At 73.2% G+C, this 25,307-nt stretch carries 26 protein-coding genes; 11 read left to right on the top strand and 15 right to left on the bottom strand.

What is annotated here, in order from left to right; all coding sequences use genetic code 11:
• From EV562_RS05760 to EV562_RS05750, 3 genes are read left to right on the top strand one after another with little or no spacing between them, the layout of a single operon-like run.
• A complete protein-coding gene (locus EV562_RS05760; RefSeq protein ID WP_166661656.1) occupies nt 1-1,131 on the top strand; it encodes a hypothetical protein in 1,131 nt (376 codons plus the stop codon).
• The gene (locus EV562_RS05755; RefSeq protein ID WP_166661605.1) at nt 1,122-2,765 is read left to right on the top strand and encodes a hypothetical protein; all 1,644 of its coding nucleotides are present in this window, start codon (nt 1,122-1,124) and stop codon (nt 2,763-2,765) included. Before EV562_RS05760 ends, EV562_RS05755 begins: the two co-directional genes overlap by 10 nt.
• Nucleotides 2,762-4,123, top strand: coding sequence for an AAA family ATPase (locus EV562_RS05750; protein WP_133885572.1), 1,362 nt, complete (start codon nt 2,762-2,764; stop codon nt 4,121-4,123). Before EV562_RS05755 ends, EV562_RS05750 begins: the two co-directional genes overlap by 4 nt.
• Nucleotides 4,124-4,256: 133 nt before the next feature.
• Here the strand turns inward: EV562_RS05750 and EV562_RS05745 are convergent, their stop codons facing one another.
• Entirely contained in the window at nt 4,257-4,925 is a 669-nt protein-coding gene (locus EV562_RS05745) for a hypothetical protein (protein WP_133885571.1), read from the bottom strand.
• Nucleotides 4,926-5,674: 749 nt separating this feature from the next.
• Here EV562_RS05745 and EV562_RS05740 point away from each other — a divergent pair.
• The gene (locus EV562_RS05740) at nt 5,675-6,223 is read left to right on the top strand and encodes a MarR family transcriptional regulator (RefSeq protein WP_133885570.1); all 549 of its coding nucleotides are present in this window, start codon (nt 5,675-5,677) and stop codon (nt 6,221-6,223) included.
• Here the strand turns inward: EV562_RS05740 and EV562_RS05735 are convergent.
• Genes EV562_RS05735 through EV562_RS05685 form a run of 11 tightly spaced genes read right to left on the bottom strand, consistent with a single transcriptional unit; the run spans nt 6,202 to nt 16,289 of the window.
• The gene (locus tag EV562_RS05735; protein ID WP_133885569.1) at nt 6,202-7,242 is read right to left on the bottom strand and encodes an aromatic ring-hydroxylating dioxygenase subunit alpha; all 1,041 of its coding nucleotides are present in this window, start codon (nt 7,240-7,242) and stop codon (nt 6,202-6,204) included. The two genes, EV562_RS05740 and EV562_RS05735, sit on opposite strands and share 22 nt — an antisense overlap.
• Nucleotide 7,243: 1 nt before the next feature.
• A complete protein-coding gene (locus EV562_RS05730; RefSeq protein ID WP_133885568.1) occupies nt 7,244-7,468 on the bottom strand; it encodes a recombinase-like helix-turn-helix domain-containing protein in 225 nt (74 codons plus the stop codon).
• A gap of 28 nt (nt 7,469-7,496) precedes the next feature.
• Nucleotides 7,497-8,450: a PDR/VanB family oxidoreductase gene (locus tag EV562_RS05725; RefSeq protein WP_133885567.1), complete on the bottom strand. Its 954-nt coding sequence runs from the start codon at nt 8,448-8,450 to the stop codon at nt 7,497-7,499.
• Nucleotides 8,451-8,464: 14 nt separating this feature from the next.
• Nucleotides 8,465-10,096 (bottom strand): thiamine pyrophosphate-binding protein, encoded by a 1,632-nt coding sequence (locus tag EV562_RS05720; RefSeq protein WP_133885566.1) that lies wholly within the window; start codon nt 10,094-10,096, stop codon nt 8,465-8,467.
• A gap of 9 nt (nt 10,097-10,105) precedes the next feature.
• Nucleotides 10,106-10,897 (bottom strand): SDR family oxidoreductase, encoded by a 792-nt coding sequence (locus tag EV562_RS05715; protein WP_133885565.1) that lies wholly within the window; start codon nt 10,895-10,897, stop codon nt 10,106-10,108.
• Nucleotides 10,898-10,937: 40 nt separating this feature from the next.
• Complete coding sequence (locus EV562_RS05710; RefSeq protein WP_133885564.1) at nt 10,938-11,690, bottom strand: SDR family oxidoreductase; 753 nt, start codon at nt 11,688-11,690, stop codon at nt 10,938-10,940.
• Entirely contained in the window at nt 11,683-12,204 is a 522-nt protein-coding gene (locus tag EV562_RS05705; RefSeq protein WP_133885563.1) for a cupin domain-containing protein, read from the bottom strand. The genes EV562_RS05710 and EV562_RS05705 overlap by 8 nt, the downstream gene beginning before the upstream one ends.
• 5 nt (nt 12,205-12,209) lie before the next feature.
• The gene (locus EV562_RS05700; RefSeq protein ID WP_133885562.1) at nt 12,210-13,016 is read right to left on the bottom strand and encodes an alpha/beta hydrolase; all 807 of its coding nucleotides are present in this window, start codon (nt 13,014-13,016) and stop codon (nt 12,210-12,212) included.
• On the bottom strand, nt 13,013-13,813 hold the full coding sequence (locus EV562_RS05695; protein WP_133885561.1) for an aspartate dehydrogenase domain-containing protein: 801 nt from the start codon (nt 13,811-13,813) through the stop codon (nt 13,013-13,015). Before EV562_RS05695 ends, EV562_RS05700 begins: the two co-directional genes overlap by 4 nt.
• Nucleotides 13,810-14,778 carry a VOC family protein gene (locus EV562_RS05690; RefSeq protein ID WP_133885560.1) on the bottom strand — a complete coding sequence of 323 codons (969 nt, stop codon included), beginning with the start codon at nt 14,776-14,778 and terminating at the stop codon, nt 13,810-13,812. Before EV562_RS05690 ends, EV562_RS05695 begins: the two co-directional genes overlap by 4 nt.
• 23 nt (nt 14,779-14,801) lie before the next feature.
• The gene (locus tag EV562_RS05685; RefSeq protein ID WP_133885559.1) at nt 14,802-16,289 is read right to left on the bottom strand and encodes an aldehyde dehydrogenase family protein; all 1,488 of its coding nucleotides are present in this window, start codon (nt 16,287-16,289) and stop codon (nt 14,802-14,804) included.
• 354 nt (nt 16,290-16,643) lie between these two features.
• On the opposite strand from EV562_RS05685, the gene EV562_RS05680 reads away from it, so the two are divergent.
• The gene (locus EV562_RS05680; RefSeq protein ID WP_133885558.1) at nt 16,644-18,077 is read left to right on the top strand and encodes an MFS transporter; all 1,434 of its coding nucleotides are present in this window, start codon (nt 16,644-16,646) and stop codon (nt 18,075-18,077) included.
• 44 nt (nt 18,078-18,121) lie between these two features.
• Here EV562_RS05680 and EV562_RS05675 read toward each other — a convergent pair whose 3' ends face one another.
• Nucleotides 18,122-19,105 (bottom strand): WYL domain-containing protein, encoded by a 984-nt coding sequence (locus tag EV562_RS05675; protein ID WP_133885557.1) that lies wholly within the window; start codon nt 19,103-19,105, stop codon nt 18,122-18,124.
• A 104-nt stretch (nt 19,106-19,209) separates the two neighbouring features.
• Here EV562_RS05675 and EV562_RS05670 point away from each other — a divergent pair, with 104 nt between their 5' ends.
• On the top strand, nt 19,210-19,575 hold the full coding sequence (locus tag EV562_RS05670; RefSeq protein ID WP_133885556.1) for a VOC family protein: 366 nt from the start codon (nt 19,210-19,212) through the stop codon (nt 19,573-19,575).
• A gap of 109 nt (nt 19,576-19,684) precedes the next feature.
• Nucleotides 19,685-20,251 (top strand): dihydrofolate reductase family protein, encoded by a 567-nt coding sequence (locus EV562_RS05665; protein WP_133885555.1) that lies wholly within the window; start codon nt 19,685-19,687, stop codon nt 20,249-20,251.
• 8 nt (nt 20,252-20,259) lie between these two features.
• Here EV562_RS05665 and EV562_RS05660 read toward each other — a convergent pair whose 3' ends face one another.
• Nucleotides 20,260-20,670: an ATP-binding protein gene (locus EV562_RS05660; protein ID WP_133885554.1), complete on the bottom strand. Its 411-nt coding sequence runs from the start codon at nt 20,668-20,670 to the stop codon at nt 20,260-20,262.
• Between the two features lie 221 nt (nt 20,671-20,891).
• Between EV562_RS05660 and EV562_RS05655 the strand changes: the two genes are divergently transcribed.
• From EV562_RS05655 to EV562_RS05640, 4 genes are all read left to right on the top strand, one after another.
• The gene (locus EV562_RS05655; protein WP_133885553.1) at nt 20,892-21,743 is read left to right on the top strand and encodes a helix-turn-helix transcriptional regulator; all 852 of its coding nucleotides are present in this window, start codon (nt 20,892-20,894) and stop codon (nt 21,741-21,743) included.
• Nucleotides 21,744-21,751: 8 nt separating this feature from the next.
• Nucleotides 21,752-21,946 carry a DUF397 domain-containing protein gene (locus EV562_RS05650; protein WP_133885552.1) on the top strand — a complete coding sequence of 65 codons (195 nt, stop codon included), beginning with the start codon at nt 21,752-21,754 and terminating at the stop codon, nt 21,944-21,946.
• A gap of 97 nt (nt 21,947-22,043) precedes the next feature.
• Nucleotides 22,044-22,238 carry a DUF397 domain-containing protein gene (locus EV562_RS05645; protein ID WP_133885551.1) on the top strand — a complete coding sequence of 65 codons (195 nt, stop codon included), beginning with the start codon at nt 22,044-22,046 and terminating at the stop codon, nt 22,236-22,238.
• Nucleotides 22,239-22,310: 72 nt separating this feature from the next.
• Nucleotides 22,311-23,411, top strand: coding sequence for an LLM class flavin-dependent oxidoreductase (locus EV562_RS05640; protein WP_133885550.1), 1,101 nt, complete (start codon nt 22,311-22,313; stop codon nt 23,409-23,411).
• Here the strand turns inward: EV562_RS05640 and EV562_RS05635 are convergent.
• Nucleotides 23,387-25,306 (bottom strand): EAL domain-containing protein, encoded by a 1,920-nt coding sequence (locus EV562_RS05635; protein ID WP_133885549.1) that lies wholly within the window; start codon nt 25,304-25,306, stop codon nt 23,387-23,389. The genes EV562_RS05640 and EV562_RS05635 overlap by 25 nt on opposite strands.
• Between the last annotated feature and the right edge of the window lies 1 nt (nt 25,307).

Below are 25,307 nucleotides of genomic sequence, written 5' to 3'. Positions count from 1 at the left end.
CTGCGCGGTCCCGACGTACCGGCCAAGGCGCTGGACGCACGCGCCCTGGCCGCCCTCGCCGCCAACCCGGGATGCCGTCGGCGCGCGGTCCTCGACGGCGCCGGGGTGGACAAGGGCTCGCTGGCGAGTGCGCTGGGCTCACCGGCGGCCTTCGGGCAGTCGCAGTTCGCCCTGACCCGGGGCAACGCCTTCGAGGCCAAGGTGAAGGCGGACGGCGGCGCCGAGCTGCTGCGCCTCGCGCACGAGAAGCTGGACCGGGGTGCCGTGCCGCCCGCCGAGGCCCCGGTGCACGTGCCCGATCTGTCCGCGGCCGGGCCCGAGGGGCGCACCGCGCGGACGGCGCTGGCGCTGCGCGAGGCGGCCACCGGCACGCCCGGCGCCTGGACGCTGCTCGACCATCCGATGCTCGCCCTCGACGTCGCCGGGTCACCGGCGTTCCTGGAGCCGGACGCCGTGGTGGTGCATCCGGACGGCAGCTGGACGGTCGTGGAGATCAAGTCGTTCCCCCTGCTGGACGGCTCGGCCGACGCGGCGAAGGTGGGCGCCGCCGCGCGGCAGGCCGCCGTGTACGTGCTGGCCCTGGAGCAGGTCGCCGCCCGGCTCGCCCCCGCCCCGCGCGTGCGCCACCGCGTCCTGCTGGTCTGTCCCAAGGACTTCTCCAACCTGCCCACCGCGTCCGCCGTCGACGTGCGCAAGCAGCGTGCCGTGACCGACCGCCAGCTGGCCCGGCTGACCCGCATCGAGGAGATCACCGACGCGCTCCCCGAGGGCGTCTGCTTCTCCCCCGGGCTGCCGGCCGAGGAGCTGACGGCCTCGGTCGACGCGGTCCCGGCGGCGTACGCGCCCGAGTGCCTGTCCACGTGCGAGCTGGCCTTCCACTGCCGCGCCCGGTCCCGGGAGGCCGGTGCGGTGACCTCCCTGGGGCGTCCGGTGCGGGCCGAGCTGGGCGGTCTCTCCACGGTCGAGGAGGTGCTGGCCGCGGCCCGCGGCGAGACCGGCGACCCGGACGACCCGGCGGTGGCCGCGCTGCGCCGGGCGGCCCGGCTGCGCGCGGAGGCACTCGCGACGGCCGGCGCCCGCCCCGGCGCCGCGGCGGGCGCCGGGGACGGCGAGGTGTCCGCATGTCGCTGATCACCACGCTCGCCCGGCTGGAGGCCGTGCACTCGGGCCGGGCCCAGCCCGCCGCCACCGTCCGGCACCGGCACCTGTCCGACCGCCCGCTGGTCTTCGTCCCGCTGATCACCGCCGGTGAGGCCGGGGCCCCGCTCGGCGCGCTGGTCGGCACCGACCGCGACGCACTGCACCTGCTGGTCGTGCCGCAGCCCCGCGACCGCGACCTGCGCTTCGCGTTCCTCGCCGAGCTGGCGGACATCGTGCTGCCGTACGTCGAGGCGTACGCGGAGAGCGTCGAGGCCGCCGAGCGCACCGAGACCGACCCGGAGACGGGCAAGCGGGTCAAGGTCGAGGTCGACCTGTGCGCGGACGCCGCGCAGCTCGTCGTGCCGAGCCGCGCGGGCATCGACTTCGTACGGCTGCTCGGCCGGTCCATGCGCTTTCGGCGTACGGCGGAGCAGGACCCCGAGACCCCGCACCCCGCGCCGCCGCGGGTGCCGCTGCTCGGCCGCTGGCTGACCCACTTCGGCGAGCGTGCCCGCGTGCCCGGCTCCTCGCTGCTGCTCGCCGTGACCGACCTGCTGGGCCGGCACTGGGCGACCGGGCAGTCCACGCTGGAGGACCAGCACCTGGGCGCCCTGCTGGCGTGGATCGCGCCGGACGGCACGGGCCTGTCCGGCGCCGAGGCGGCCCGCCGCGCCGAGCTGGCCCGTGACGCCGACGGCCAGCTGCTGTGCCCGCCCGCGGGCCCGGCGACCGACCCGGCCTTCGACAACAAGCTGCTCGCCCCCGCCATCGAGCGCTACGACCGCGCCCGTGCCGCGCTGGCCGCCGCCGAGGACGGCGTGCAGGCCGACGGCCGGCTGGGCGCGCTCACGGCCGCCGAGCGGGAGATCCGCGCCCTGGTCGAGAGCCGTACCCGGCCCACCTGGGACGCGGTGTGGCGGGGTCTCGACCTGCTGCGGGAGCTGCCCGAGGGGGCGCACACCGAGGAGCGCTGGACCCGCGACCGCTGGTCGTTCACCTCCCACCGCGACCGGGTCCTGGCCGGCGAGCCCCCGCAGCCGCGCCGCGACGACGCGGTGACGGCGGCGAACAAGCTGGCCACGCGCGAGCGCGAGCAGGCCCGACTGGAGGCCCAGGAGGCGCTGGACGATCCGCTGGTGATGGCCGGGCGGCGGCTGGCCGGGGAGGCGTTCGCGGGCGAGGTGGTCGACGTGGTCATGGCGTACAGCGAGAGCAAGCGGCCCAGTCCGCGCCCGCTGGTGACGGTACGCACGGACGACCGCCCGCACCTGGGCGAGCGGGTGAAGGTCTACCGCTCGCTGGGCGGCAGGCCGCAGGCGGCCGAGTACGTCGGACCGGCGGGCGCGGACGCCCCCGGCGGCGGGCACGGGGAGCGCGCCGAGCGGGACGACGGCACGCTGGTCCTGCGGATCCTGGACAAGATGGGCCGCGGCAAGGAGCCCGAGGCCGGGTCGGTGCCCGAGAAGGGCGACCTGGTCTGCTTCACGCTCTTCGAGCACGAGCAGCGGGGCGGAGCGAAGCTCCCCGACCCCGAGCAGACCCCGTGGACGCACGGCGGGCCGCCCGGTGAGGCGGCGGCCGTGCCGGAGGCCGCCGACGCCCAGACCGAGGAGGACGTGCTGTGACCGCCGAGACCCTCGCCGTCTCCGCTCCCCCGGCCTTCGACCCGGGCGCGGAGGCGGCCCGCGCCACCGCGGCGATCCTCCACGACACCCTGCACGGCACGCAGCGCGGTGTCGTCGTCGACTCCCCGCCCGGGGCCGGCAAGTCCACGCTCGTGGTGCGGGCCGCGCTGGAACTGGCCGAGGCGGGCCGCCCCCTGATGGTGGTCGCGCAGACCAACGCCCAGGTCGACGACCTGGTGCTGCGCCTGGCCGAGAAGAACCCGGACCTCCCGGTGGGCCGTCTGCACAGCAGCGACGCCGACCCGTACGACAAGGCGCTCGACGCGCTGGACAACGTCCGCAAGTCGGCTAAGGCCGCCGACCTCGCCGGGCTGGCCGTCGTGCTCTCGACGGCGGCGAAGTGGGCGCACGTCTCGGTGGACGAGCCGTGGCGGCACGCGATCGTCGACGAGGCGTACCAGATGCGCTCGGACTCCCTGCTCGCGGTCGCCGGGCTCTTCGAGCGGGCGCTGTTCGTGGGCGACCCCGGTCAGCTGGACCCGTTCGCGACGGTCGGCAGCGAGCAGTGGGCGGGCCTGGCCTACGACCCGTCGTCCTCGGCGGTCACGACACTGCTCGCCCACAACCCGGACCTGCCCCAGCACCGCCTGCCGGTCTCCTGGCGGCTTCCGGCGTCGGCGGCCCGGCTGGTCTCCGACGCCTTCTACCCGTACACGCCGTTCCGCAGCGGCACCGGCCACGGCGACCGGAGCCTGGCCTTCGCGGTGCCGTCGGACGGCTCGGGCCCCGACCGGGTGATCGACGAGGCCGCGTCCTGCGGCTGGGGGCTGCTGGAGCTGCCCGCGCGGCACACCCCGCGCACCGACCCGGAGGCGGTGCGGGCGGTGGCGGCGGTGGTCCGGCGTCTCCTCGACCGGGAGGGCCGGGCGACGTCCGAACGCTCACCGGAGCCCGCCCCGCTGACCGCCGCGCGCGTCGCCGTCGGCACCGCGCACCGGGACCAGGCGGCGGCGGTCCGTGCGGCGCTGGCCGACCTCGGGGTGAGCGACGTGACGGTCGACACGGCGAACCGTCTCCAGGGCCGCGAGTACGACGTCACGGTCGTCCTGCACCCCCTCTCCGGCCGTCCCGACGCCACCGCCTTCCACCTGGAGACCGGCCGCCTGTGCGTCCTGGCCTCCCGGCACCGGCACGCGTGCATCGTGGTCTGCCGCGAGGGCGTGGGCGAGCTGCTGGACGACTACCCGTCCACGGAACCGGTCCAGCTGGGCACGCTGGTGAAGTTCCCGGACGGATGGGAGGCCAACCACGCGGTGCTGGCGCACCTCGGCGAGCACCGGGTGACCTGGCGGCCCTGACCGGGGCGCCGACCGACCTCCGGATCGAGTCCGGCATGTCGCCGGAGGCGGCCGAAGGACGTGGGAACAGATCACAGCGCTGGAAGCCCCGGGTCCTGCGACGAAGCCGTCTTGCGGGGCGCCACGAGGCCTGTCAATCGTCAATCCTTGACCACACCGTCACCTGCGCCATTTCACCGGCATTGAAGCCATTGCTCGTCGCCGTGACTGTGAGAACGGCGATGCGTCCGGCATCTGTCCGAAGACAGAGAATCGTTCCCTTCTTCACCTCCACCGGGTCAATGGTCTGGGTGGAGATCAGGTCGGAACACTGCTGTCTGCTGGGCATGGTCGAGTCTGACCACAGCGCCAGCGCCGAGCTGGACAAGCCAGTCGAAATGCGCGGCGGTTCGACGAGTCCCAAGTGGACGTCGTTGTCGTTCTCATCGATTCTCGGAGGGACGACGTCGAGGTCCGGTCCCGCATACGCGATGCGAACGGTCCCTGTGTACTGGATCGCGTCCGAGTCGGGACTCAGCGTCGCACTCGGAGCTGGACTCCCCGGTGCATCAGACCCAGCGGGCTGGATCTCCGACGGAGTGGCGCTGGCTGACGGCGTCGTACTGTGCGTCTCCTGGGAAGCGTGTTCCGACGACTCAGCTGCAGCCTCTGGCTTACCGTCCCTACCGCCGTCGCCGAATAGGGGAATGCCGGCGGCGATCAAGCCGAAGACCCCACTGCCGACGGTCGTGACGAGCGCGGCAATGAGACCGACCTTGCCTGCTTCGCTCAGGCCTGTGAACCAGTTCCGGAACTGGCGCAAGCGTGACTGACGTGGAGGGGAGGCTGGTGGCCCCCACCCCGCGCCGGCCGTCGGGCCTGGCCCTGGGTTCGGGCTGTTCTGAGGTGGTGGCGGTGCGGAAGACAACGCAAATCTCCCAGGCATCAAGTTCCGTTGAGATACAGGAGACTAGAAGAAATCCACTGACTGCACCCAGAGTCTTTGAGACGTCTTGAGATGGGGTGGCTCACCTGCCGAGCACTGCATGCGATGGGTTGTTGCCATCTTTCGGACTATGACCCCTCGGTTGCAGAACTGCTCGGTCACAGATGATCAAATGGGTGTCGGGGCCATATGAGTGGCGAGCGGGTCCAGGCCTGAAAGGCCATTCCCCCGGACGCCTCATGCCTGCAAACTCCGGGCCAGCGTCATAGGAACGGTCGCTGACCTGCGGAATATGCACCTGCATCCCCCGACTCACGGGCTCGCCCCAGCGACCGCCCCCCGTTTCACGGCCTTGCTTCCCGGAGCAGCGGGCGCCGTTCCCTCAGGAGCCGCATCGATCACAGCGATCAGAGAGAGAGGCACCGACACATGCAGTTCGTCCTTGCCCCACCCTTGCTCCGCCCCGCCCTCTGAGCGGCCTGATCCGGTCGCCCCGCGTCGTGACGATCCGCCTCACCCTGACCGCCGCGGGACGCGGGGGCGGCCGTTGAAGGGCCGGAGCCGGGGCCAGCTTTTCCCTTAGGGCTAAGATTTCTGTATCTGAACGTACGCCGCGAGGGGAAGACATGGCGCAGGGCAGGGCGGCGAAGCGGCCGGACGCGGTGGCGGGGATCGTCGGGGACTGGGCCCGTGAGCGGCCCGAGCTGGACACCTCCCCGCTGGAGGTGCTGGCCCGGCTGCACCGGTCGTATCTGCAGTACCAGTCGCGGATGACCTCGCGGCTCGACGAACACGGGCTGTCCGTCGCCGGGTTCGACGTGCTGACCGCGCTGCGCCGGGCCGGGGCCCCGTACCGGCTGACCGCCGGGCAGCTCGCGGCCTCCGGGCTGGTCTCCTCGGCGGGGGTGACACTGCGCCTGGACCGGCTGGAGAAGGACGGCCTGCTGGTGCGCGAGCGGGACGCCGAGGACCGGCGCGTGGTGTACTCGCGGCTCACCGAGGCGGGCCTGGCCAAGGTGGACGAGGTGTTCAGCGAGCACCTGGAGAACGAACGCCGGATGCTCGGCGGGCTCTCGCCCGCCGAGCACCGTCAACTGGGCCGTCTGCTGTCGAAGCTGGAACGCTCGATCGTGGATTCCGACGACGTCCCGGATCAGCGCGCCGACGCGGGCTGAGCGGCGGCCGGAGCCTTCGACTGCTGTTCCGCCCGGGCCCGGTACAGCCGGCGCAGCCGGACCACGCCCAGGTCGTGCTGGTAGAGGTTCTCGCGCTGGTCGGCGTCCGCGGGCATGTTCTCCAGCATCACGCGGTCCTGCTCCAGGACCTCCCAGTGGCGGGCCTCGATGAGCGTCTTGTACAGGAACCGCCAGGTGTCCCGCTGCCAGTCGCTCACCTTCCGGTAGCGCCAGAAGAAGACGCCGGTGCGTCCCGCGTCCACCGGGCAGGCCATGCCGACGATGCCGAACGGGCCGCCGGGGCCCGCCGACGGCGGGTAGGGGATGGACAGGTCCACCCAGTCGACGCCGGTGTGGCACAGCTCGACCCAGTCGAAGTTGACGCCCCGCTGGTCGGTCTTCTCGAAGAAGTAGCCCCGCTGCGTCTCGCGGATGCGGAACTTGGCGGTGGTGTCCCCGGCGAACATGGTGTGCGACTCGGAGTGCAGGAACGCACCGTGCATCGGGTCGAGCAGGTTCTCCATGGCGTACCGCCACGGCACGTCCCACTCCGCGTAGCAGAGGAAGGCGGAGATCTCCTCGTCGGCCAGCGGTTCGGGCAGGGTGAGTTCCACCGGCTCGGGGTGCTCCTCGTCGCCGAACCAGGCGAGGATCGCGCCGCCGACCTCGCGCACCGGCAGCGAGGTGACGAGGGTCTTGCCCTCCAGGCTGCAGCCGGGCAGTCCGGGCACCGAGGTGACGGTGCCCGTGCCGTCGACCTCGACGCCGTGGTACCAGCAGGCCACCCGGTCGCCCAGGTGCTTGCCGAGGGAGAGGGGCGCGCCGCGGTGCGGGCAGCGGTCGGCGAGCATGGACAGGCCGCCGTCGGACTTGCGGAAGAGCAGCCAGTTCTCTCCGAGTGCGGTCACCCGGCGCATGTCGCCGGGTGCGACGAAGTCGGACGGTACGACGGGGTGCCACTGGTTGCGCAGGCCGTGGGCGTAGATGTGGTCGGCGCTGTCGTGGGTGGAGAGGGTCATGTCAGGCTCCCAGGCGGTTCATCTCGGCACGGAAGGACTCCTCGGTCCAGGGCTCGCCGGTCGGCGTGCGCAGCTGGCGGGTGTTGAGTCCGTCGATCACGTCGGCCAGTTCGTGACCGTCCTTGGTGAAGATGTCCTCGAGCGTGCGGGCGAGCTTCAGCTCGTACGGGGTGGGCTCGTGGTCGCGGGTCTGGTGGGGGTCCAGGTAGGGCCAGGTCTCGGGCACGGCGTTCTCCATCGAAGGCGTGAGGGGGTCAGAGGTCCAGCACGAGGCGGTCCGAGGCGCAGCGCGAGACGCAGATCATCATCGTCTCGCCGGCGGCCCGCTCGGCGTCGCTGAGCAGGAAGTCGCGGTGGTCGGGGGTGCCGGCCAGGACGCGGGTCTCGCAGGAGCCGCAGATGCCGTCCCGGCAGGAGGAGGCGACGGTGAGCCCGGCGTTCTCGGCGGCCTCCAGGACGGAGGTCCCGGCGTCCACGCGCAGGGTCACGCCCGAGGCGCGGCACTCGACGTCGAAGGCGCCGTCGTCGTCCTCGCGGGTCACGGCGGGTGCGGCGAACCGCTCGGTGCGCAGCCGCCCCTCGGGCGCCGCCTGTTCGACGGCCTTGAGCAGCGGTTCGGGGCCGCAGCAGTACACCAGCGCGTCGGCCGGGAGGTCCGCGAGGGTGCCCGCCACGTCGATGTGCCCCCGCTCGTCCTGCGGTACGAGGGTCACCTCGCCGCCGAGCGCGGCGAGTTCGCCGCCGAAGGCCATCGAGGCGCGGGTCCGCCCGCCGTGCACCAGCCGGTACGGGACGCCGTCCCGCTCCGCCCGGCGGGCCATGGCGAGGATCGGGGTGATGCCGATGCCGCCGGCGACGAAGACGTAGGAGGCGGCCGGTTCGAGGGCGAAGTGGTTGCGCGGCCCGGCCACCCGCACAGTCTGGCCGGGCCGCAGCCTGGTGTGCACGTGCCGCGAACCGCCGCGCGAGGCGGGCTCGTTGAGGACGCCGAGCCGGTACCTCCCGGTGTCCTCGGGGTCGCCGCACAGGCTGTACTGGCGGACGTGGCCGCCGACGTGCAGGTCCAGGTGGGCGCCCGGTGTCCAGGAGGGCAGCGGCTTGCCGTCCGGGTGGACCAGCTCGACGGAGAGGACGCCCTCGGCCTCCCAGGTGGTGCGGTGGACGAGGAGGTCCAGTTCCTGCTCTTCGGCGGCTTCGGTGCTGCTCATGTCGGCGGGCCTCCCTACCGGGCGGGGATCTTGACGGGCGGGGTGAACGGGTTCTTCATCGGGCCGAGCGCGGCCAGGTCGACCTCGACGAGGGTCGGCCCGTCGGAGGCGACGGCGGCGTCGATCACCTTGGCGGCCTCGCTCGCGTCGCCGATGCGTGCGTACGGGAGGGCGCAGGCGGCGGCGAGCTGGGCGAAGTCGGGGGTGAACAGGTCGACGCCGGAGCGGCGTTCGGTGTACGTGGCCTGCATGTTGCGCAGGACGCCGTAGCCGCCGTCGTTGAAGACGATCAGGGTCAGGCGGGGCCGTTCCTGGGCGAGGGTGAGCAGTTCGCCCAGGTGGACGGCGAGTCCGCCGTCGCCCGCGATCACGACGGTGGGCTCGCCGGGGCGGGCGAGGGCCGCGCCGATGCCCATGGCGAGGCCCTGGCCGATGCCGCCGCCGCGCGGGAAGACGTTGGCCCGGGGATCGTGCATGGGCAGCAGGCGGTTGCCCCAGGACGAGGACGGGATGGTCACGTCCCGGGCGACGACGCTGCCGCGCGGCAGCGCGGCGGCGAGGGCGTCGCAGATCGCGGCCTGCGGGCCGATGCCGTCGTGCAGGGCGGCCCGCACCTCGTCGCGCACCCGGCGGACCCGGTCCGTCCAGTCGGTGTCGGCCCGTACGGCGGCCTCGGTGAGGCGCGGCAGGACGGCGCGGGAGTCGCCGTGCAGGGCGTGCCGGGCCGGGTACACCCGGCCGAGGGCGGCGGCGTCGACGTCGATCTGGATGTGCGCCTCGGGGAGGCGGAGCCCGTAGTCGGCGGTCTCGTTGGACCGGAAGTGGGTGCCGACGGTGACCAGGACGTCCGCGTCGGCGAGGAGCGCGCGTCCGGCGGGCGTGGTGGCGAAGTTGCCGACGACCTGCGTGTGGTCCTCGGGTACGGCGCCCCGCCCGGAGTTGGAGGTGAGCAGGCCCGCGCCGGTCGTCTCCAGCAGCGCGAGGAGCTGGTCGCGGGCGGTGTTGGCCCCGCCGCCCGCCCAGATCAGCGGGCGCCGGGCGGAGGCGAGCAGGTCGCGCGCCGCGGCGAGTGCGGAGGCGTCCGGCACCGGGGGCACGGCGACGGGCACGGTCTCGCCGTCGTCCTCCTGGACGGCGTACTGGAGGTCGATCGGCCACTCCACGCTCGCGGGGCCGCCCGGGAGGGCGAGCGCGGCGGCGGAGGCCTCGCGCAGGACGCGGCCCGCGTCCCGGGCGGAGGTGACGGTGGCGGCGTACGCGGAGACCGCGGTCAGCATGCCGAGCTGGTCCTTGGTCTCGTGGATGAAGCCGCGTCCGCTGCCGAGGTGGGCGGACTCCACCTGCCCGGTGACGTGCAGCACGGGGGACCCCGAGGACAGGGCCTCGATCAGGGAGCCCGCCGCGTTGCCGGCGCCGGTGCCGGTGGAGGTGAGGGCGCAGCCGAGGGTGCCGCGGGCCCGGCCGTAGGCGTCGGCGGCGTTGACGGCGCTCGCCTCGTGCCGCACCGGCACGAACCGCAGCCCGGGGTCGGCCTCGACGGCCTCCACCAGCGGCAGGTTGTGCACGGAGACGATGCCGAAGACGGTGTCGACGCCGAGGGACTTGAGGTGGGCGGCCAGGAGTCCGCCACCGTGGTCGTAACGCATGCGAACTCCTCAGAGGATGCCGCGGCCGACTCCGCCGCAGACGTCGATGCTGGTTCCGGTGATGTAGGAGGCGCGCGGCGAGAGCAGCGAGACGATCGCGTAGGCGACCTCCTCGGCGCGGCCGAGGCGGCCCAGCGCGATGCCCCGGTCGGCGGCGATCTCCGCCTGCCAGTCCTCGTAGGTGAGGCCGCTGTCGGCGGCCGCGTGGCGGCGGGTCCACTGGCCGGTGTCGACCAGGCCGAGGCAGACGGAGTTGACGCGGATGCCCTCGGGGGCGAGTTCGCGGGCCAGGGAGGTGGAGAGGTTGAGGATGCCGGCCCGGGCGGCGCTGGTGGTGATGAGCCGGGTCTCGGGCTGCTTGGCGAGGACGGCGTTGACGTTGACGATCGCGGCGGCGTCGGAGGCGCGCAGGTGGGCGCGGGCGGCGGCGAGGGGGTTCAGGACGCCCGCGAACTTCAGCTCCAGCTCGTCGCGCCAGTCGTCGCCGGTCGTCTCGTCGAGGCTCTTCATCCGCGACTGGCCGGCGTTGTTGACGAGCCCGTCGAGCCGGCCGCCGAGGCGGTCGGCGGCGCGCTCGGTGAAGTCCCGTACGGCGGCGGCGTCCCGGACGTCGCAGACGCCGGTGTACAGGCGCTCGGGGCCGGCGCCGAGGGAGGCGGCGGCCTTGGCGAGCCGGTCGGCGTCCCGGCCGCAGGTGGCCACGCGGGCGCCTTCGCCGAGCAGGGCGCGGACCGTGGCCAGGCCGACGCCGGAGCTGCCGCCGGTGACCAGGACGGTGCGGTCGGCGAGGCCGAGGTCCATGGGTACTCCTTGCAGAGGGAGGTGCGGGTGGGGCGGGGTGTCAGTGCATGGTGAAGCCGCCGTTGACGGCGACGACCTGCCCGGTGAGGTAGCGGGACTCCTCGCCGAGCAGGAAGGAGACGAGGCCCACCAGGTCGTCGGGGTGCTGCGGCCGGGCGATCGCGCGGTTCGCCGCGTACAGGGCGTGCCGCTCGGCCGGCACCGTCTCGGTCGCCTCGACCTCCGTCAGGCCCGGCGCCACCGCGTTGACGGTGATGCCCCGGCCGCCCAGTTCGCGGGCCATCGCCCGGGTGAGGGCGACGACGGCGCCCTTGGAGGCGATGTAGTGCGCGAGGCGCGGGGAGCCGTAGAGGGCCGCGTCGGAGGCGATGTTGACGATCCGTCCGGGGTCGGACATCAGGGGCAGCAGGTGTTTTGCGACGAGCCAGGGGCCGCGCGCGTTGACGGTCATCAGCCGGTCCCAGGTGGCGACGTCGATGTCCTGGAACTCCCGGCCGCCGACGCCGTTGGCCAGCGCCGCGTTGTTGACCAGGCCGTACACGCTCCCGTCGGAGCCGAGACGGTCGGCGAGGGCCTCGACGGAGGCGGGGTCGGCGACGTCCAGCGGGACGAAGTCGGCCGCGCCGCCCGTCTCGCGGATCGCCGCCGCCGTACGGGAGCCCCACTCCTCGTTCAGCTCGGCGACGACGACGCGGTACCCGTCGGCCGCCGCCCGGCGGGCCATGGCCTCCCCCAGGCCACGGCCCGCACCGGTGACGACGACCGTGCGGCGCCCGGTGGCCGGGTCAGTCACGGGTGACGCCGTACAGCGGGGAGTACTCGGGGTAGGTCGGGACCTGGGGCTTCTGCGTGCCGATGATCACGCAGAACAGCGCGTCGGTGTCGCCCTCGTTCTTGAGCGAGCGGGTCACCCCGGCGGGCACCACGATCATGTCGCGGTAGCCGAGGGTGCGGTACTCGGTCTCGTCGGGGCCGCGGTGGATGCCGACGCGGACCTGGCCCTCCAGGACGAAGAAGGCCTCCTCCACGTCGTGGTGGGTGTGGGCGGGGCCCTCGGCGCCGGGCGGCAGCAGCATGTTGGAGAAGGTGAAGCCGCCGGAGGGCAGGATGCGGCCGTCGTCGTCGTGGTTGCCAGTGGCGCCGGAGCCGACGTAGCGGATCTGCGCCCGCTTGAACTGCGGGCCGGCCTTCTCCTGGAAGGAGAGGGTGCCCCAGTCCGGCTCGCGGGAGGCCTTGGTGGCGATCAGGGAGTCGGTGTACTTGGCGAGGTCCGAGCCGTTGTCGTAGTCGTCGGTGGTGAGCGGCATGGTGATCAGCCCTTCCGGGTGCGGGTGTCGGTGACGATGTGGAGGTGGGAGAGCAGCCAGGCGTTGAAGTGCTCGGGCTGCTCCTGGTTGGCCAGGTGACCGGCGTCCTTGACGATCACGTAGGCGGTCCGGTGCAGACCGCCGGCCAGGACCTGGGAGGCGTCGGGACCGGTGATCCGGTCCCGGTCCCCGCACAGGACGAGGGTGGGCGCGGTGACGTCGGCGAGTTCGCCGCGCAGGTCGGTGGCGGCCATCGACTCGGCCGCCTGCCGGTAGCCGGCCGGGCGGATCGCGTCGGCCATGGTGTCGACGACCCGCCGCACCAGTGCGGGCGGTGCGTCCTGCGACAGCAGCCGGGGGCCGCGTTCCTCGGCGAAGGCGCGTGCGCCGACGCGCTCCAGTTCGGGGACGCGGGCGCGCATGGCGGCGGCCTTCTCGGGGCTGGTGCCGGAGCCGGGGGTGGAGTCGGCGACGGTGAGGGAGGCGACGAGGTCCGGGTGCCGGGTGGCGAGCCGCAGGGCGATGACGCCGCCCCAGGAGACGCCGACGACGTGTGCCTCGCCGGCGCGGGCGCGGATGACGGCGGCGGCGGTGTCGGCGTAGTCGTCGAGGGTGAGGTCGCCGTCCGGGTCGGCGGACCGGCCGTAGCCGGGGGCGTCCCAGGCGACGACCCGGTGTCCCGCGGCGGCGAGGGCGCCGGTCTGCGGTGCGAAGGCGGCGGACGAGGAGCCGATGCCGTGCAGGCACAGCACCAGCGGCCCGTCGCCGCCGGTCTCCGCCAGGTGCAGGCCGGCCAGGTCGTGGGCGGTCACAGGATCTGCCCCCGGCGTCCGGCCAGGGCCGCGAGCGAGCGCAGCACGGCGTACGGGACGACCTGGCTGGTGGCCGGGTTGGCGGGGTCGGGGAGGTGGCGCACCTCGAAGCGGTACGCGCCCTGCGGCCCGCTCGCCTCGACGACGTGGGAGGTGTGCGCCGCCGCCGGGTCGGCGACGACCCTGACCCGCACTGCGTCGAGGTCACCTACCGCGAGGGCCACGGAGGCGGCGACGTTGGTGGACCGGGGGAACTTCGCCGGTACGTCGCGGGCGGTGCCTGCCATGACCTCCACGGGGCCGGTCGCGGACCGCAGCCGGGCGAGCGTCTCCTCGTCCATCCAGGGCTGTTCGAGGGTGGACGGCAGCTTGGTGGTGGTCAGGGTGACCTCGCCGAGCGGTCCCATGGCCCGTACGGCCTGGAGCAGGTCGAGGCCGCCGACCGCGCCGCCGGTGAAGTAGACCCGGCCGGGTCCGGCCGCGAGGAGCCGCTTGGCGAGGTCCTCGTCGGTGAGCGCTCCGGTGGAGGCCACGAGCAGGTCGGTGCCGGAGGCGAGGATCGTCTCGCCCCACTCCCGTACGACGCCCTGGCCGGCGGCCTCGACGATCAGGTCGCAGGCGTCGAGGGCTCCTTCCACGGTGAGCTGGGGTGCGGGTACGGCGTCGCCGAGGGGGCGGTTGTCGACGATGCCGGCGAGTTCGGCGCCGGGGATCTGACCGGCGGCGAGTGCGCCGCCGACGGTGCGGCCGATGGCGCCCCAGCCGATGAGGCCGACCTTGCGTGTGCCGCCGTTCATGCCGCTGCTCCTTCGGTGCCGGCGGGGGTGGGGTGTTCGGTGCGGGCGTCCACGGGCGCCGTGACCGGGCTGCCGTCGGGGGTGCCCGCCATGTGGGCGCGGATCCGCTGCGAGGGCGGGCCCGCGGTCCCCCACAGGTCGGACAGCTCGGGGGTGCGCCGCCACACCTTGCAGATCCAGGTGTCCTCGACGATCTGGGCGACCTCGGTGGTGTACTCGCACACCAGGCCGGTGGGGTCGGTGAAGTACGAGAAGGTGTTGTTGCCGGGGCCGTGCCGGCCGGGTCCCCACTCGGGGGTGACGCCGTGGTGGCGGAGCCGGCCGAGGCCGCGCATGAAGTGGTCCAGGGACGTCATCTCGTAGGCCACGTGGTTGAGGGAGACCCACGGCGCCTGGTTGAAGGCGACGCAGTGGTGGTCGGTGCCGCAGCGCAGGAAGGCCATCTGGTGCTCGGACCAGTCGGAGACGCGCATGCCGAGGACGTCGCGGTAGAAGGCCACGGAGGCGTCGATGTCGGGGGTGTTGAGGACGGCGTGGGTGACGCCCACCGGCAGGGACACGTCCCGGCCGCGCGCGGTGACCGCCCAGGTCTCGGCGGACAGTTCGATCAGCCGTCCGTCGAGGTCGTGGAAGCGCAGTCCGTAGCCGCCGCCGACCTGGTCGAGGGGGCCGGGTTCGGTGACGAGGGCGATGCCGCGCGCCCGCAGCCGCTGCGCGGCCTGGTCCACCTCGGCCGGGGTGCCGAGCGCGAAGACCAGGCGGCCGAGACCGATCGTGTCGGAGCGGGTCAGCCGCAGGGCGTGGTGCTCCTCGCCGGTGCCGCGCAGCCAGCTCGCGCTGTGTTCGGCCTCGACGACCTCCAGGCCCCAGACCTCCTCGTAGAAGTCGACGGCGTCGGCGAAGTTCGGGGTGAGCAGCTCGACCGAGCGCAGGGCGCGCAGGCGGCCGATCGGGGGCTGGTTCATGGCGGGGTCTCCCTAGGGGTGGGTCAGTTGGCCCAGGGCAGGGGCGTGGCGTCGGTGCCCCAGTACAGGGACTTCTGCCGTTGGTAGGCGCGGATCAGGTCGCGGCCCTTCTCGATGCCGAGCCCGGAGTCCTTCATCCCGCCGAAGGGGGTGGAGATGGAGAACTGCTTGTAGGTGTTGATCCAGACGGTGCCGGCCTGGACGCGGCGCCCGAGCCGCCAGGCGGCCCGCGCGTCGCGGGTCCAGATGCCGCAGGCCAGCCCGTAGACGGAGTCGTTGGCCAGGTCGACCAGTTCGTCCTCGTCGTCGTAGGGCAGGGCGACCAGGACCGGGCCGAAGATCTCCTCCTGACAGGCGCGGGCGGAGTTCGGCAGGGAGTCGATGACGGTCGGCAGGTAGTAGGCGCCCTTCGCGTACCGCTCGCCCTCGGGGGCGGCGCCGCCGCACAGCACCCGGCCGCCCTCCTCGCGGGCGCGGTCGACGGCGGCGGCGACCGCGTCGCGGTGCGCGTGGTGGACGAGCGGCGCGACCTGGGTGTCGGGGGAGGTGCCGGGGCCGACGCGCAGTCTCCGTGTCCGCTCGGCCAGTTCGCCGACGAAGGATTCGTACCGCGAGGCGTGGACGAACAGGCGGGACCCGGCGATGCAGGACTGGCCGCTGGAGGAGAAGATCCCGTACATGACGCCCGCGAGGGCCTGTTCGACGTCGGCGTCCTCGCGCACGATCGTCGGCGACTTGCCGCCGAGTTCGAGCGAGGCGGGGACGAGCTTGTCGGCGGCCGCGCGGGCGATGGCGCGCCCGGTGGTGGTGCCGCCGGTGAAGCCGATCCGGCCGACCAGCGGATGCCGGACGATCGCGTCGCCGACCACACTGCCCTTGCCCGGCAGTACGGCGAGCAGGGCGGTCGGCAACTCCTCCTCGCTGAGCACCCGGTGGACGAGGCGGCCGAACGCGAGGGAGACCAGCGGCGTCCACTCGGCGGGCTTGAGCAGGACGGCGTTGCCGCCGCCGAGCGCGGGCGCGACCTTCTGCGCGTCGGAGGCGATGGGCGAGTTCCACGGGTTGATCGCGCCGACGACACCGATCGGCTCGTAGGTGCTCATCGTGAGGTACGGGCCGCGCGAGGGTGGGAGCGCCTCCTCGGCGGTCTCCAGCGCGGCGGCCGTGTACCGGAAGGTGCCGGCGGCGCTCAGTGCGAGCGCGCGGGTCTCGGCGAGCGTCTTGCCGGTGTCGGCGGTCTGGAGCGCGGCCAGGTCGTCGGCCTGCTCCTCGATCAGGTCGCCGATCCGGTACAGGACGCGGGCCCGGCGGTGCGGCGGCAGCTCCCGCCACTCGGGGGCGGCGGCGGCCGCGGCGGCGGCGTGCGCGGCCTCGTCCACGTCGTCCGGCGAGGCCGCGTGGACGGTGGTGAGGACGGCGCCGTCGGCCGGGTCGACGGTGTGGATCGGCAGGCCGGCGCCACGCCGCCACTGCCCCGCGATGAGGATCTCGTCGGCTGGGATGCGCGGCATGGGGGCCTCCGGTAGGGGCGGGAGGGGACGGTGCGGGAACTCGCTGACACGGCAGGGGCCTTGCCCCCGACCATCGCGTCTAAGCACTAGAAATCTAAGGGCTTAACTATTTTCACCGCAAGGGACCCGGGACCGGGAATTTTTTACGACGTCAGGAGTAAGGCTTGCCTAACATCGGCGGGCTACCGGTAGAACTTAAGCACTGAGACATTCAGCGCCTACATAAGTGGGGCGTCGCCGCACCTCTCCTACCCTCATCGCCGCCGGCACGCGGCCGCCCCGTCGTGCCGTACGGCCCGAACCCTCCGTGCGGGCTCGCGCACTCCCCGACGCACGGGATCCGGAGACCCACCCATGACGATCGACGCAGCCCGTGACACCCCGGGCCGACGAGACGACGGCCCGAGCGACGGCACCGGCGACTCCGCCGCGCTCGCGGCCGCCATCGGCGCCCGCTTCGAACGCCTGCCGCTGTGCCGCTGGCAGGTGATGGTCCGGCTGGTCGTCGGCGCCGTCACGTTCTTCGAGGCGTTCGACCAGCTTCTGATCGCCTACGCGCTGCCCGAGCTGCGCGACGAGTGGCACCTCGGCACGACCCGGGTCACCACCCTGATGACCGTCGGCTCGGTCGGCATGCTGATCGGCGCCCTGGTCTCGGGCCGGCTCGCGGACCGGATCGGCCGGGTGAAGGTCATCGCCGGCTGCATCGCGCTGTCCGGCCTGTGCAACCTGGCCCTGACCCTGTGCACCTCCCCCGAGCCCTTCATGGCGCTCCGCTTCGTCCAGGGCATGGCCATCGGCGGCGAGGTGCCGATCGCGGCCACCTTCATCGCGGAGATCACCCGCGCCCACCAGCGCGGCCGCTTCGTCCTCCTGTACGAGCTGGTGTTCCCGGCGGGGCTGACCGCGGGCGCGCTGCTCGCCGCCTGGCTGGTGCCGCTGCTCGGCTGGCGCTGGATGTTCGGCCTGGCGGCCGTCCCCGGCGTGCTGTGCTTCGCCCTGGCCCGCTGGGTCCCCGAGTCGCCGCGCTGGCTCGCCGACCACGGCAGGCACGAGGAGGCGCGGGCGACGATGGCGTCGATCGAGGAGAAGGTCGAGAAGATCACGGGAGCCCCGCTGCCGGACCCCGCACCGGCCCGCCCCGTCCCCGCGCCCGCGGGCAGCGGTGGCACCGGCGGCCTGCGCGAGCTGCTGAGCGGCCGCTACGGCAGGCGCACCCTCGTGATCGGCGCCCTGTGGTTCACGGGCTACTTCGCGAACTACGGCATCACGTCCTGGCTGCCGACCATCTACGAGGACCACTTCGGCCTCGACCTGTCCACGGCGCTGCTCTACTCGACGGTGACGAGCTGCGCGGGCCTGGCCGGCTGTCTGCTCGTGGCCCTCACGGTCGACCGGGCCGGCCGCCGCGCCACAGTGACCTGGTGCATGGCGGCGGCGGCCCTGTGCCTGCTCCTGCTGGGCCTGACCGGGGGCGACTCGGCGGGCGGCGTCCTGGCCTGGACGTCACTCGCCGCCGTCTTCCTCTTCGGCTCCAACATCTGCCTCTACCTGTACACGCCCGAGCTGTTCCCCACCCGGATCAGGGCACTGGGCTCCAGCGTGGGCGGCGCGATGAACCGCCTGGGCGTCATCCTCGGCCCGATCGTCGTGGGCGCCATCTACGCCGGGGGCGCGGTCGGCACGGTGTTCGTGACCCTGGCCGTCGTCGCCGTCGCGGGCTCCCTGACGGCGGCGGCCTGGGCGGAGGAGACCAGCGGCCGCGCCCTGGAGGACGTGGCGCCGTAGGGGGACCGGCACGCCCCGGGACCGGCCCGCCGGTCCGGCCGGCCCTACGGCGGCGGGCCGGAATGGGAGCGGGCCAGCCCGGCAGCGAGCCGCTCGATCAGCCGACGGGCGGCCTCCGGGGCGACGACCTCGATGTGCTCGCCGAACTGGAGCAGCTGCCGCACCCCGTCGATCCCCCGGTACGCCACGGTCACCTCGACCCGCCCGTCCTCCCCCGGCTCCCCCGCGTCGCCCACCGTCCGGAGCCGGGCCCCCAGGATCCGCCGGGCGAGGTCCAGGCTCCCGGCGTCGACGCGCGCGGTGACCAGCACCCGCCCCGCACCCTCCAGCGCCTCCGCCAACTCCCGGGCGGTGCCCGCGAGATCGGCACCGGCCCGCAGTCGTCGCGGATCGTCGAGCACGACCCACCGCTGAAGCCGGGTCAGCGCGAACATCCGCGGCCGCCCGTCCTGGTCGGCCACGAGGTACCAACGCCCGCCCCGCTGCACGAGCCCGTAGGGATCGACCACCGACTCCCGTGCGGACTGGGCACCGCTCCTGCGGTAGACGATCCGCAGCCGCTTCGCCGTCCGCACGTCCCGGACCAGCCCCGCGACGTCGATCAGGGGCACGTCGTCCTCGAACCAGGGCCGGTTGTCGATCGCGATCACGTCCGTCAGCGCGAGCGGCAGCTCACCCCGGACGGACGGCAGCGCCCGTCGCGGCGTGAGCTTGCGCAGCGCCGACCGGGCGGCCGCCTCGCCGCCGACCTGACGGGCCCGTTCGAGGTCGAGGCCGACCGCCCGCAGCAGATCCGCCTCACCGGTCGTCAGCTTCGACAGGTCGGCCTGGTCACCGGGCAGCAAGCTGATCCCGCCGTACTTGCCCCGCTCGGTGAAGACGGGAATCCCGGCGTCGACGAGCGCCCGCACGTCGCGCAGCACGGTCCTGGTCGAGACCCCCAGCTCCCCGGCCAGCTCCTCGGCGGTGGTCCGCCGACGCGTCTGCAACGCCGCCAGAAGCTCGATCAAACGCTGCGGCCGGCTCATCCGGCAGTCTCCTCACCCGAACATGACACTTTCTGTCATGTTCGCAGACGAGGCTGACACCGAAGGCCGGAACCGACCGGCCCGTCCGCAAGGAGCCGATACCCATGTCCGCACCCAACCTCTTCCTCGTCTACGTCAACGACGTCGAGCGCGCGACCGCCTTCTACTCCGACCTGTTCGACATCAAGCCCGTGATCACGACACCGCGCTACGTCCCCTTCGAGGTGGCCCCGGGCGTGCTGTTCGCCATCTGGAGCGGCCGCGCCGACCAGGTCGCGCCCGGCACCCCGCGCACCTCGGAGGTCGGCCTCATGGTCCCCGGCTCGGCGGCGGCCGTCGACGCCGTCCACGCCGAGTGGGTCGCCAAGGGCGTCACCGTGGTGGAGGAACCCCACGACGAGGTCTTCGGCCGCACCTTCGTGGTCGCGGACCCGGACGGCAACCTCATCCGCGTCTCCCCGGTCGACTAGTCCGCCTCCTCCGCCCGGGCGCCGCATCCCCGACATCCGTCACACCTGCTGCGGCGCCCGCCCGGCGGCCGTACCGTCGGACGCGAGCGGCTACCGAGGAGGCATTCCGATGCGCAGGGTGACCTATTCGATGAACGTGTCCCTCGACGGCTACATCGCCGACGCGAGCGGCGGGATCGACTGGAGCGACCCGGAGGCGGACGTCTTCGGCTTCTGGACGGACGAGATCCGCGAGGCCGGCGCCCACCTGCTGGGGCGGCGCCTGTACGAGACGATGCTGTACTGGGAGACCGCCGAGGAGGACGAGTCGCTCGGCGCCGCGGAGCTGGAGTGGGCCGCGCTGTGGAAGGCGCTGCCGAAGGTGGTCTTCTCCAGGACGCTGACGACGGTCCAAGGCACCAACACCCGCCTGGCCTCCGGCACCGTGACCCAGGAGATCGAGCGCCTGCGGGCCGAGCCCGGCGACGGCGACATCGCCATCGGCGGCGCGTCCCTCGCCGCCGAGGCCGCCGCGGCCGACCTGATCGACGAGTACCGGACCATGATCCACCCGGTACTGGTCGGCGGCGGCACCCCGTACTTCCCCCGGCACGAGCGCCGGGTGAACCTCGAACTCGTCGAGCACCGCACGTTCGGCTCACACGTGACCTACCTCCGCCACCGCGTCATCCGCTGACCGGCCCGTCAAGCGGCCCCCAGCTCGCACCACACGTACTTACCCCTGTTCCCCTCGCGGGCCAGCGGCTGCCACCCCCACACGTCCGCACACGCCCGGACCAGCGCAAGCCCCCGCCCGTCCTCCCGCTCCACGGCCCGGTCGAACGGCTGCGGCGGCTCCGGCGGCGAGGGATCCGCATCCCAGGCACCGAGCCGGAGCACTCCGTTCCCGGACCAGCGAACCCGCAGCGCGGCGGGCCCCTTGGTGTGCCGCACGGCATTGGACACCAGCTCCGTCGCCAGCAGTTCGGCGAGGTCGACCATCCGGATCAGCCCGTGCATCGTCAGGATCAGCCGCAGAGTCCGACGGCAGACGGTGACGGCTCTGGGGTCGTTCGGGATGTAGAGGGAGTACTCCCACGGATCGTTTTCGGGCATGGCGGTTCCCTTCGAGGGTGAGGGCGAGTGGGTGCCGTGCCGGTGTCTTTGCCGCCTTGCCATGACAGGGCAAAACGGTGCGCTTCCGCCACAGGCAGTTGCAGTGCGTGTTCTTCGCGCCACCGACGGTAGACCTTAGAATTAATGGCACGCAAGCCCGTCGCGTAATCTGACACCCGAACGAGGAGCAGAACCGGGCGCGTTGAGCAGGGGGCACGAGCATGGGAACCAAGCGCGTAGCGACGGCACGACAGTTGCGCTTGGCGGTAGAGCTGCGCAGGCTGCGCGAAGCCTCGTCCCTCAGCGCCCGCGAGGCGGCAGCCCTCCTCAGCGTCAACTCAGTGCAGATCAGCCAGATCGAGTCCGGCACAACAGGCGTGAGTGAACAGCGCCTACGCCGCCTGGCCGCGCACTACGCCTGCACCGACGAGGACTTGGTCAACGCCTTGGTGGCGATGGCGACCGACAGGACGCGCGGCTGGTGGGAGGAGTACCGAAACCGTTTGCCCACGCCGTTCCTGGACCTGGCGGAGCTGGAGCACCATGCCACCTTCCGCTGGGACGTGGACTTCCTGCACGTACCAGGGCTCCTTCAGATCGAGGACTACGCCCGAGCACTCTTCTCGCGGCGAGTGCCCGAGCTTCCGCAGGACGAGCTGGACTTGCGCGTCCGCCACCGGATGCAGCGACGCGAGATCCTCGAAGGCCAGCGGCCGATCCCGTACGAAGCCCTCGTCCACGAAGCGGCATTGCGCATCCGAGTCGGAGGTCGCGCCACCTCTCGTTCTCAGCTCGCGCACATCCTGGAGTTCTCCGAGGCAGAGCACGTGACGTTGCGCGTCATCCCTTTCGATCTGGAGGAGTTCGCCGACGTCACAGCCGACATGGTCTACGCGGGCGGTGACGTCCCGCGGCTGGACACCGTGGTGCGCGACGGCCCCCACGGCACGCTGCTCATCGACTCGGAACCGCAGCTGGATGTCTTTCGAACACTCTTCCGTAGAGTGGAGGCGGTATCGCTCACCCCCGAGCGTTCCCGTGACTTCATCCGCAGACTGGCGAAGGAACTGTGAGGCTCTCGGTGACCATCCCCGACAACTGGCGGAAGTCCTCCTACTCCGGCAGCGGCGACGGCAACGCCTGCGTGGAGGTCGCCCTGGACCACCCCCGGACATCCGTCCGCGACTCCAAGACCCCCGCCCGAGCCGTGCTCACCTTCCCCGCCTCCGCCTTCGCCGCCTTCCTCACCGCCCTGCGGAACCCGCCCCGGAGCTGAGGCGCACCGGCGGCCCCGGACCTGCGCCCGGTGCGCGCCGCGACCAGGGGTCACGCGACCTCATCCACGGCCTGGCCAAGGAGCTGTGAGGGAAACCATGTCCTCCCCCATCAAGTGGCAGAAGTCGTCCTACTCCGGCGGCGGTGAGGGCAACGCCTGCGTGGAGGTCGCCCTGGACCACCCCCGGATATCCGTCCGCGACTCCAAGACCCCCACCCGAGCCGTGCTCACCTTCCCCACCCCCGCCTTCGCCGCCTTCCTCACCGCCCTGCGTCACCCCGCCGGGGAATAACCGGAGACCCCCTCCTGTTACGTCGCGCAGCGACACGCGTACGACCACGCCGATCACAGGAGGCACCCCACCATGCCCGCAGACGCCGCAGAGGAGATCCGGGGCACCGCCCACGGCACCGCTCCCGTCCCCCTCTCCGTACTGGACCTGGTGACCGTCGGCGCGGGCCGCACCGCCACCGACGCCCTGCGCACCAGCGTGGACATCGCGCGCCTCGCGGAGCACCGCGGCTACCACCGGTACTGGGTCGCCGAGCACCACTCCATGCCCGGCGTCGCCTCCTCCTCCCCCGCGGTGATCCTCGCCCACCTCGCCGCCCACACCGACCGCATCCGGCTCGGGTCCGGCGGCGTGATGCTGCCCAACCACGCGCCGCTGGTCATCGCGGAGCAGTTCGGGACGCTGGAGGCGATGGCGCCGGGGCGCGTCGACCTCGGTCTCGGCCGGGCGCCCGGCACGGACGGGGCCACCGCCGCCGCCCTGCGCCGTACCGACCGGCTGAACGAGGGCGCCGACGACTTCCCGCAGCAGCTCGCCGAGCTGATCCGGTTCCTGGACGACGACTTCCCCGACGGGCACCCCTACGCCCGCATCCACGCCGTGCCGGGGCCCGTGCAGGCCACCTCGCCCGGGGGCGTGCAGTCGGCGCACCGGCCGCCGGTGTGGCTGCTCGGTTCGTCCGGGTTCAGCGCGCGGCTGGCCGGCACCCTCGGGCTGCCGTTCGCCTTCGCGCACCACTTCTCGGCGCAGAACACGGTCCCGGCGCTGGACCTGTACCGCGAGTCCTTCCGGCCGTCGGCCGTCCTGGACGCGCCCTACGCCCTCATCGGCGTCTCCGCGCTCGCGACCGACGACGAGAAGGAGGCACGGCGGCAGGTGCTGGCCGCCGCGCTGAACATGGTCCGGCTGCGCACCGGACGCCCGGGGCTGGTGCCGACGCCCGAGGAGGCGGAGGCGTACGCCTTCAGCCCGATGGAGGAGGACTTCATCCGGTCCTGGAACGCCAACGTCATCCACGGCACCGCCGACGAGGTCCGAGCCGGCCTCGACGACCTGCAGAAGCGCACCGGCGCCGACGAGCTGATGCTCACCGCCAACGCGCACGGCGGCGACGTACGGCTGCGCTCCTACGAGCTGATCGCCGACGCCTACGGGTTGCCGACGCCGGCCTGACCCGCGGCCGGGCCGGTCCCGGCGGAGTCCAGCAGCGCGGAGATGCGGTCCGGCGCCACCGGCCGGGAGTAGAGCCAGCCCTGGCCGGTGTCGCAGCCGATGCGGCGCAGGCGGGTCGCCTGGTCCGAGGTCTCCACGCACTCGGCGGTGACGGTCAGGCCGAGACGGTGGGCGAGCTGGACCATCGCCTCGACGATGACCTCGTCGGCCGGGCTGGCGGCACCGGCCCCGGTGCCCGCGGAGACGGCCCCGTCCGAGGCCGCGCCGCCCGCCGCACCGTCGTACTGGAAGCCCCGTACGAACGCGCCGTCCAGTTTCAGCACCGAGACCGGCAGCCGGCTGAGGTAGGCCAGGTTCGAGTAGCCGGTGCCGAAGTCGTCGATGGCGATGTGGACGCCCATGTCGCTGAGCGCCTTGAGGACCTCGAGCGGGCGCCCGGCCGAGCCCATCACCGCCGACTCCGTCAGCTCCAGCTGGAGCAGGTGGGGCGCCAGGCCCGTCTCCTCCAGGGTGTGGGCGACGTCCGCCACCAGGTCGGAGTCCCAGACCTGGCGGACCGCCACGTTGACGCTGACGAAGATCGGCGGCTCCCCGGGATGGGCCAGCTGCCAGCGGCGGGCCTGCCGGCAGGCGGTGCGCAGGATCCAGCGGCCGAGGGGAACGATCGAGCCATCCTCCTCCGCCAGTGCGATGAACCGATTCGGCGCCAGCACGCCGAACTGCGGGTGGTTCCAGCGGATGAGCGCCTCGACGCCCCGCACCCGGCCGTCCTCCATGCCGACCAGCGGCTGGTACTCGAGGGCGAACTCGCCGCGATCGATGGCCGGACGCAGGGTGGCCGCCAGTGCCTGGCGGGTCATGCGGCTGGCGTTGCGCTCGGGGTCGAAGAGGGTCCAGCGGGCCCGGCCGTCCGCCTTGGCCCAGTACAGGGTCGTGTCGGCGGCCTGCATCAGGGCGGTGGGCGTGGTGCCCGCGGTGTGCCGCTCGACGACGCCGACCGAGGCGGTGACCGACAGGCACCGGTCGGCGAGTTCGAACGGCGGCTGGAGGGCCGCCAGGACCGCCCCGGCCAGGTCGGCCAGCTGCTCGGTGCCGGTGGAGTCCTCCACCAGGAGGGCGAACTCGTCGCCGCCGAGCCGGGCCACCAGGGGCGCGCCGGAGCGGGCGCCGGCGGCCTCCTCCGCGCACCGCGTCAGCCGTTCGGCCACGGCGGCGAGTAGGCGGTCGCCGACCCGGTGACCGTGGGTGTCGTTGACGGCCTTGAACCCGTCCAGGTCCAGGTAGCACACGCCGATCCGGCCGGTGCCGCCGTGCTCGTAGGACTCCGCCTCCAGCGCGGCGGTGAGGCGTTCGAAGAACAGCGCGCGGTTGGGCAGCCGGGTCACCGGGTCGTGCATCTGGAGGTGGCGCAGCCTGGCCTGCAGCTCCCGCCGGGCACTGACGTCGACGACGGAGAGCAGCAGCCCCGGGGCGTCCCCGTCCCCGGAGTCCCCCGGACCGGCCAGCGGCTCGACCGTCACCTGCGCCCACAGGGAGTGCCCGTCGGCCCGCTTGAGCCGTCTGGTGCAGCGCAGCCGGGGCCGGTGGCCGCGCAGCACCTCGCGGTACGCGTGCCAGGTGCCGGCGTCGGAGGCAAGGTCGACGAGGTCGGCGGCGACCGAGCCGGTCAGCGCCGCCGGGTCGGTGCCGAGCAGGGTGCCCAGCGTGTCGTTGGCGCTGACGACGAGGCCTTCGGGGTCGACCAGGGCCATGGCGAGCGGGGCCGTGGTGAACACCGACCGGTAGGCCGGGGGCTCCGCACGTCCGGCACGAGGAGCCAGAGCGCCGTCACTCTCTGTGATGACCGTTGGGCTGAGGTCTACCGCGGGCGCCGGCCCTTCGGAGGTTCCGTTCACC

Source organism: Streptomyces sp. BK208, assembly GCF_004364245.1.
GTDB lineage: Bacteria > Actinomycetota > Actinomycetes > Streptomycetales > Streptomycetaceae > Streptomyces.
Note: the sequence above shows the minus strand (reverse complement) of the source record. Positions and strands in the feature narration are given on the sequence as shown.

Coding starts and splice junctions, on each gene's coding strand:
- EV562_RS05755 (WP_166661605.1), top strand. CDS start 1,122: ATGTCGCTGATCACCACGCTCGCCCGGCTGGAGGCCGTGCACTCGGGC.
- EV562_RS05740 (WP_133885570.1), top strand. CDS start 5,675: ATGGCGCAGGGCAGGGCGGCGAAGCGGCCGGACGCGGTGGCGGGGATC.
- EV562_RS05735 (WP_133885569.1), bottom strand. CDS start 7,242: ATGACCCTCTCCACCCACGACAGCGCCGACCACATCTACGCCCACGGC.
- EV562_RS05725 (WP_133885567.1), bottom strand. CDS start 8,450: ATGAGCAGCACCGAAGCCGCCGAAGAGCAGGAACTGGACCTCCTCGTC.
- EV562_RS05720 (WP_133885566.1), bottom strand. CDS start 10,096: ATGCGTTACGACCACGGTGGCGGACTCCTGGCCGCCCACCTCAAGTCC.
- EV562_RS05715 (WP_133885565.1), bottom strand. CDS start 10,897: ATGGACCTCGGCCTCGCCGACCGCACCGTCCTGGTCACCGGCGGCAGC.
- EV562_RS05705 (WP_133885563.1), bottom strand. CDS start 12,204: ATGCCGCTCACCACCGACGACTACGACAACGGCTCGGACCTCGCCAAG.
- EV562_RS05695 (WP_133885561.1), bottom strand. CDS start 13,813: ATGAACGGCGGCACACGCAAGGTCGGCCTCATCGGCTGGGGCGCCATC.
- EV562_RS05690 (WP_133885560.1), bottom strand. CDS start 14,778: ATGAACCAGCCCCCGATCGGCCGCCTGCGCGCCCTGCGCTCGGTCGAG.
- EV562_RS05685 (WP_133885559.1), bottom strand. CDS start 16,289: ATGCCGCGCATCCCAGCCGACGAGATCCTCATCGCGGGGCAGTGGCGG.
- EV562_RS05680 (WP_133885558.1), top strand. CDS start 16,644: ATGACGATCGACGCAGCCCGTGACACCCCGGGCCGACGAGACGACGGC.
- EV562_RS05675 (WP_133885557.1), bottom strand. CDS start 19,105: ATGAGCCGGCCGCAGCGTTTGATCGAGCTTCTGGCGGCGTTGCAGACG.
- EV562_RS05670 (WP_133885556.1), top strand. CDS start 19,210: ATGTCCGCACCCAACCTCTTCCTCGTCTACGTCAACGACGTCGAGCGC.
- EV562_RS05665 (WP_133885555.1), top strand. CDS start 19,685: ATGCGCAGGGTGACCTATTCGATGAACGTGTCCCTCGACGGCTACATC.
- EV562_RS05660 (WP_133885554.1), bottom strand. CDS start 20,670: ATGCCCGAAAACGATCCGTGGGAGTACTCCCTCTACATCCCGAACGAC.
- EV562_RS05655 (WP_133885553.1), top strand. CDS start 20,892: ATGGGAACCAAGCGCGTAGCGACGGCACGACAGTTGCGCTTGGCGGTA.
- EV562_RS05645 (WP_133885551.1), top strand. CDS start 22,044: ATGTCCTCCCCCATCAAGTGGCAGAAGTCGTCCTACTCCGGCGGCGGT.
- EV562_RS05640 (WP_133885550.1), top strand. CDS start 22,311: ATGCCCGCAGACGCCGCAGAGGAGATCCGGGGCACCGCCCACGGCACC.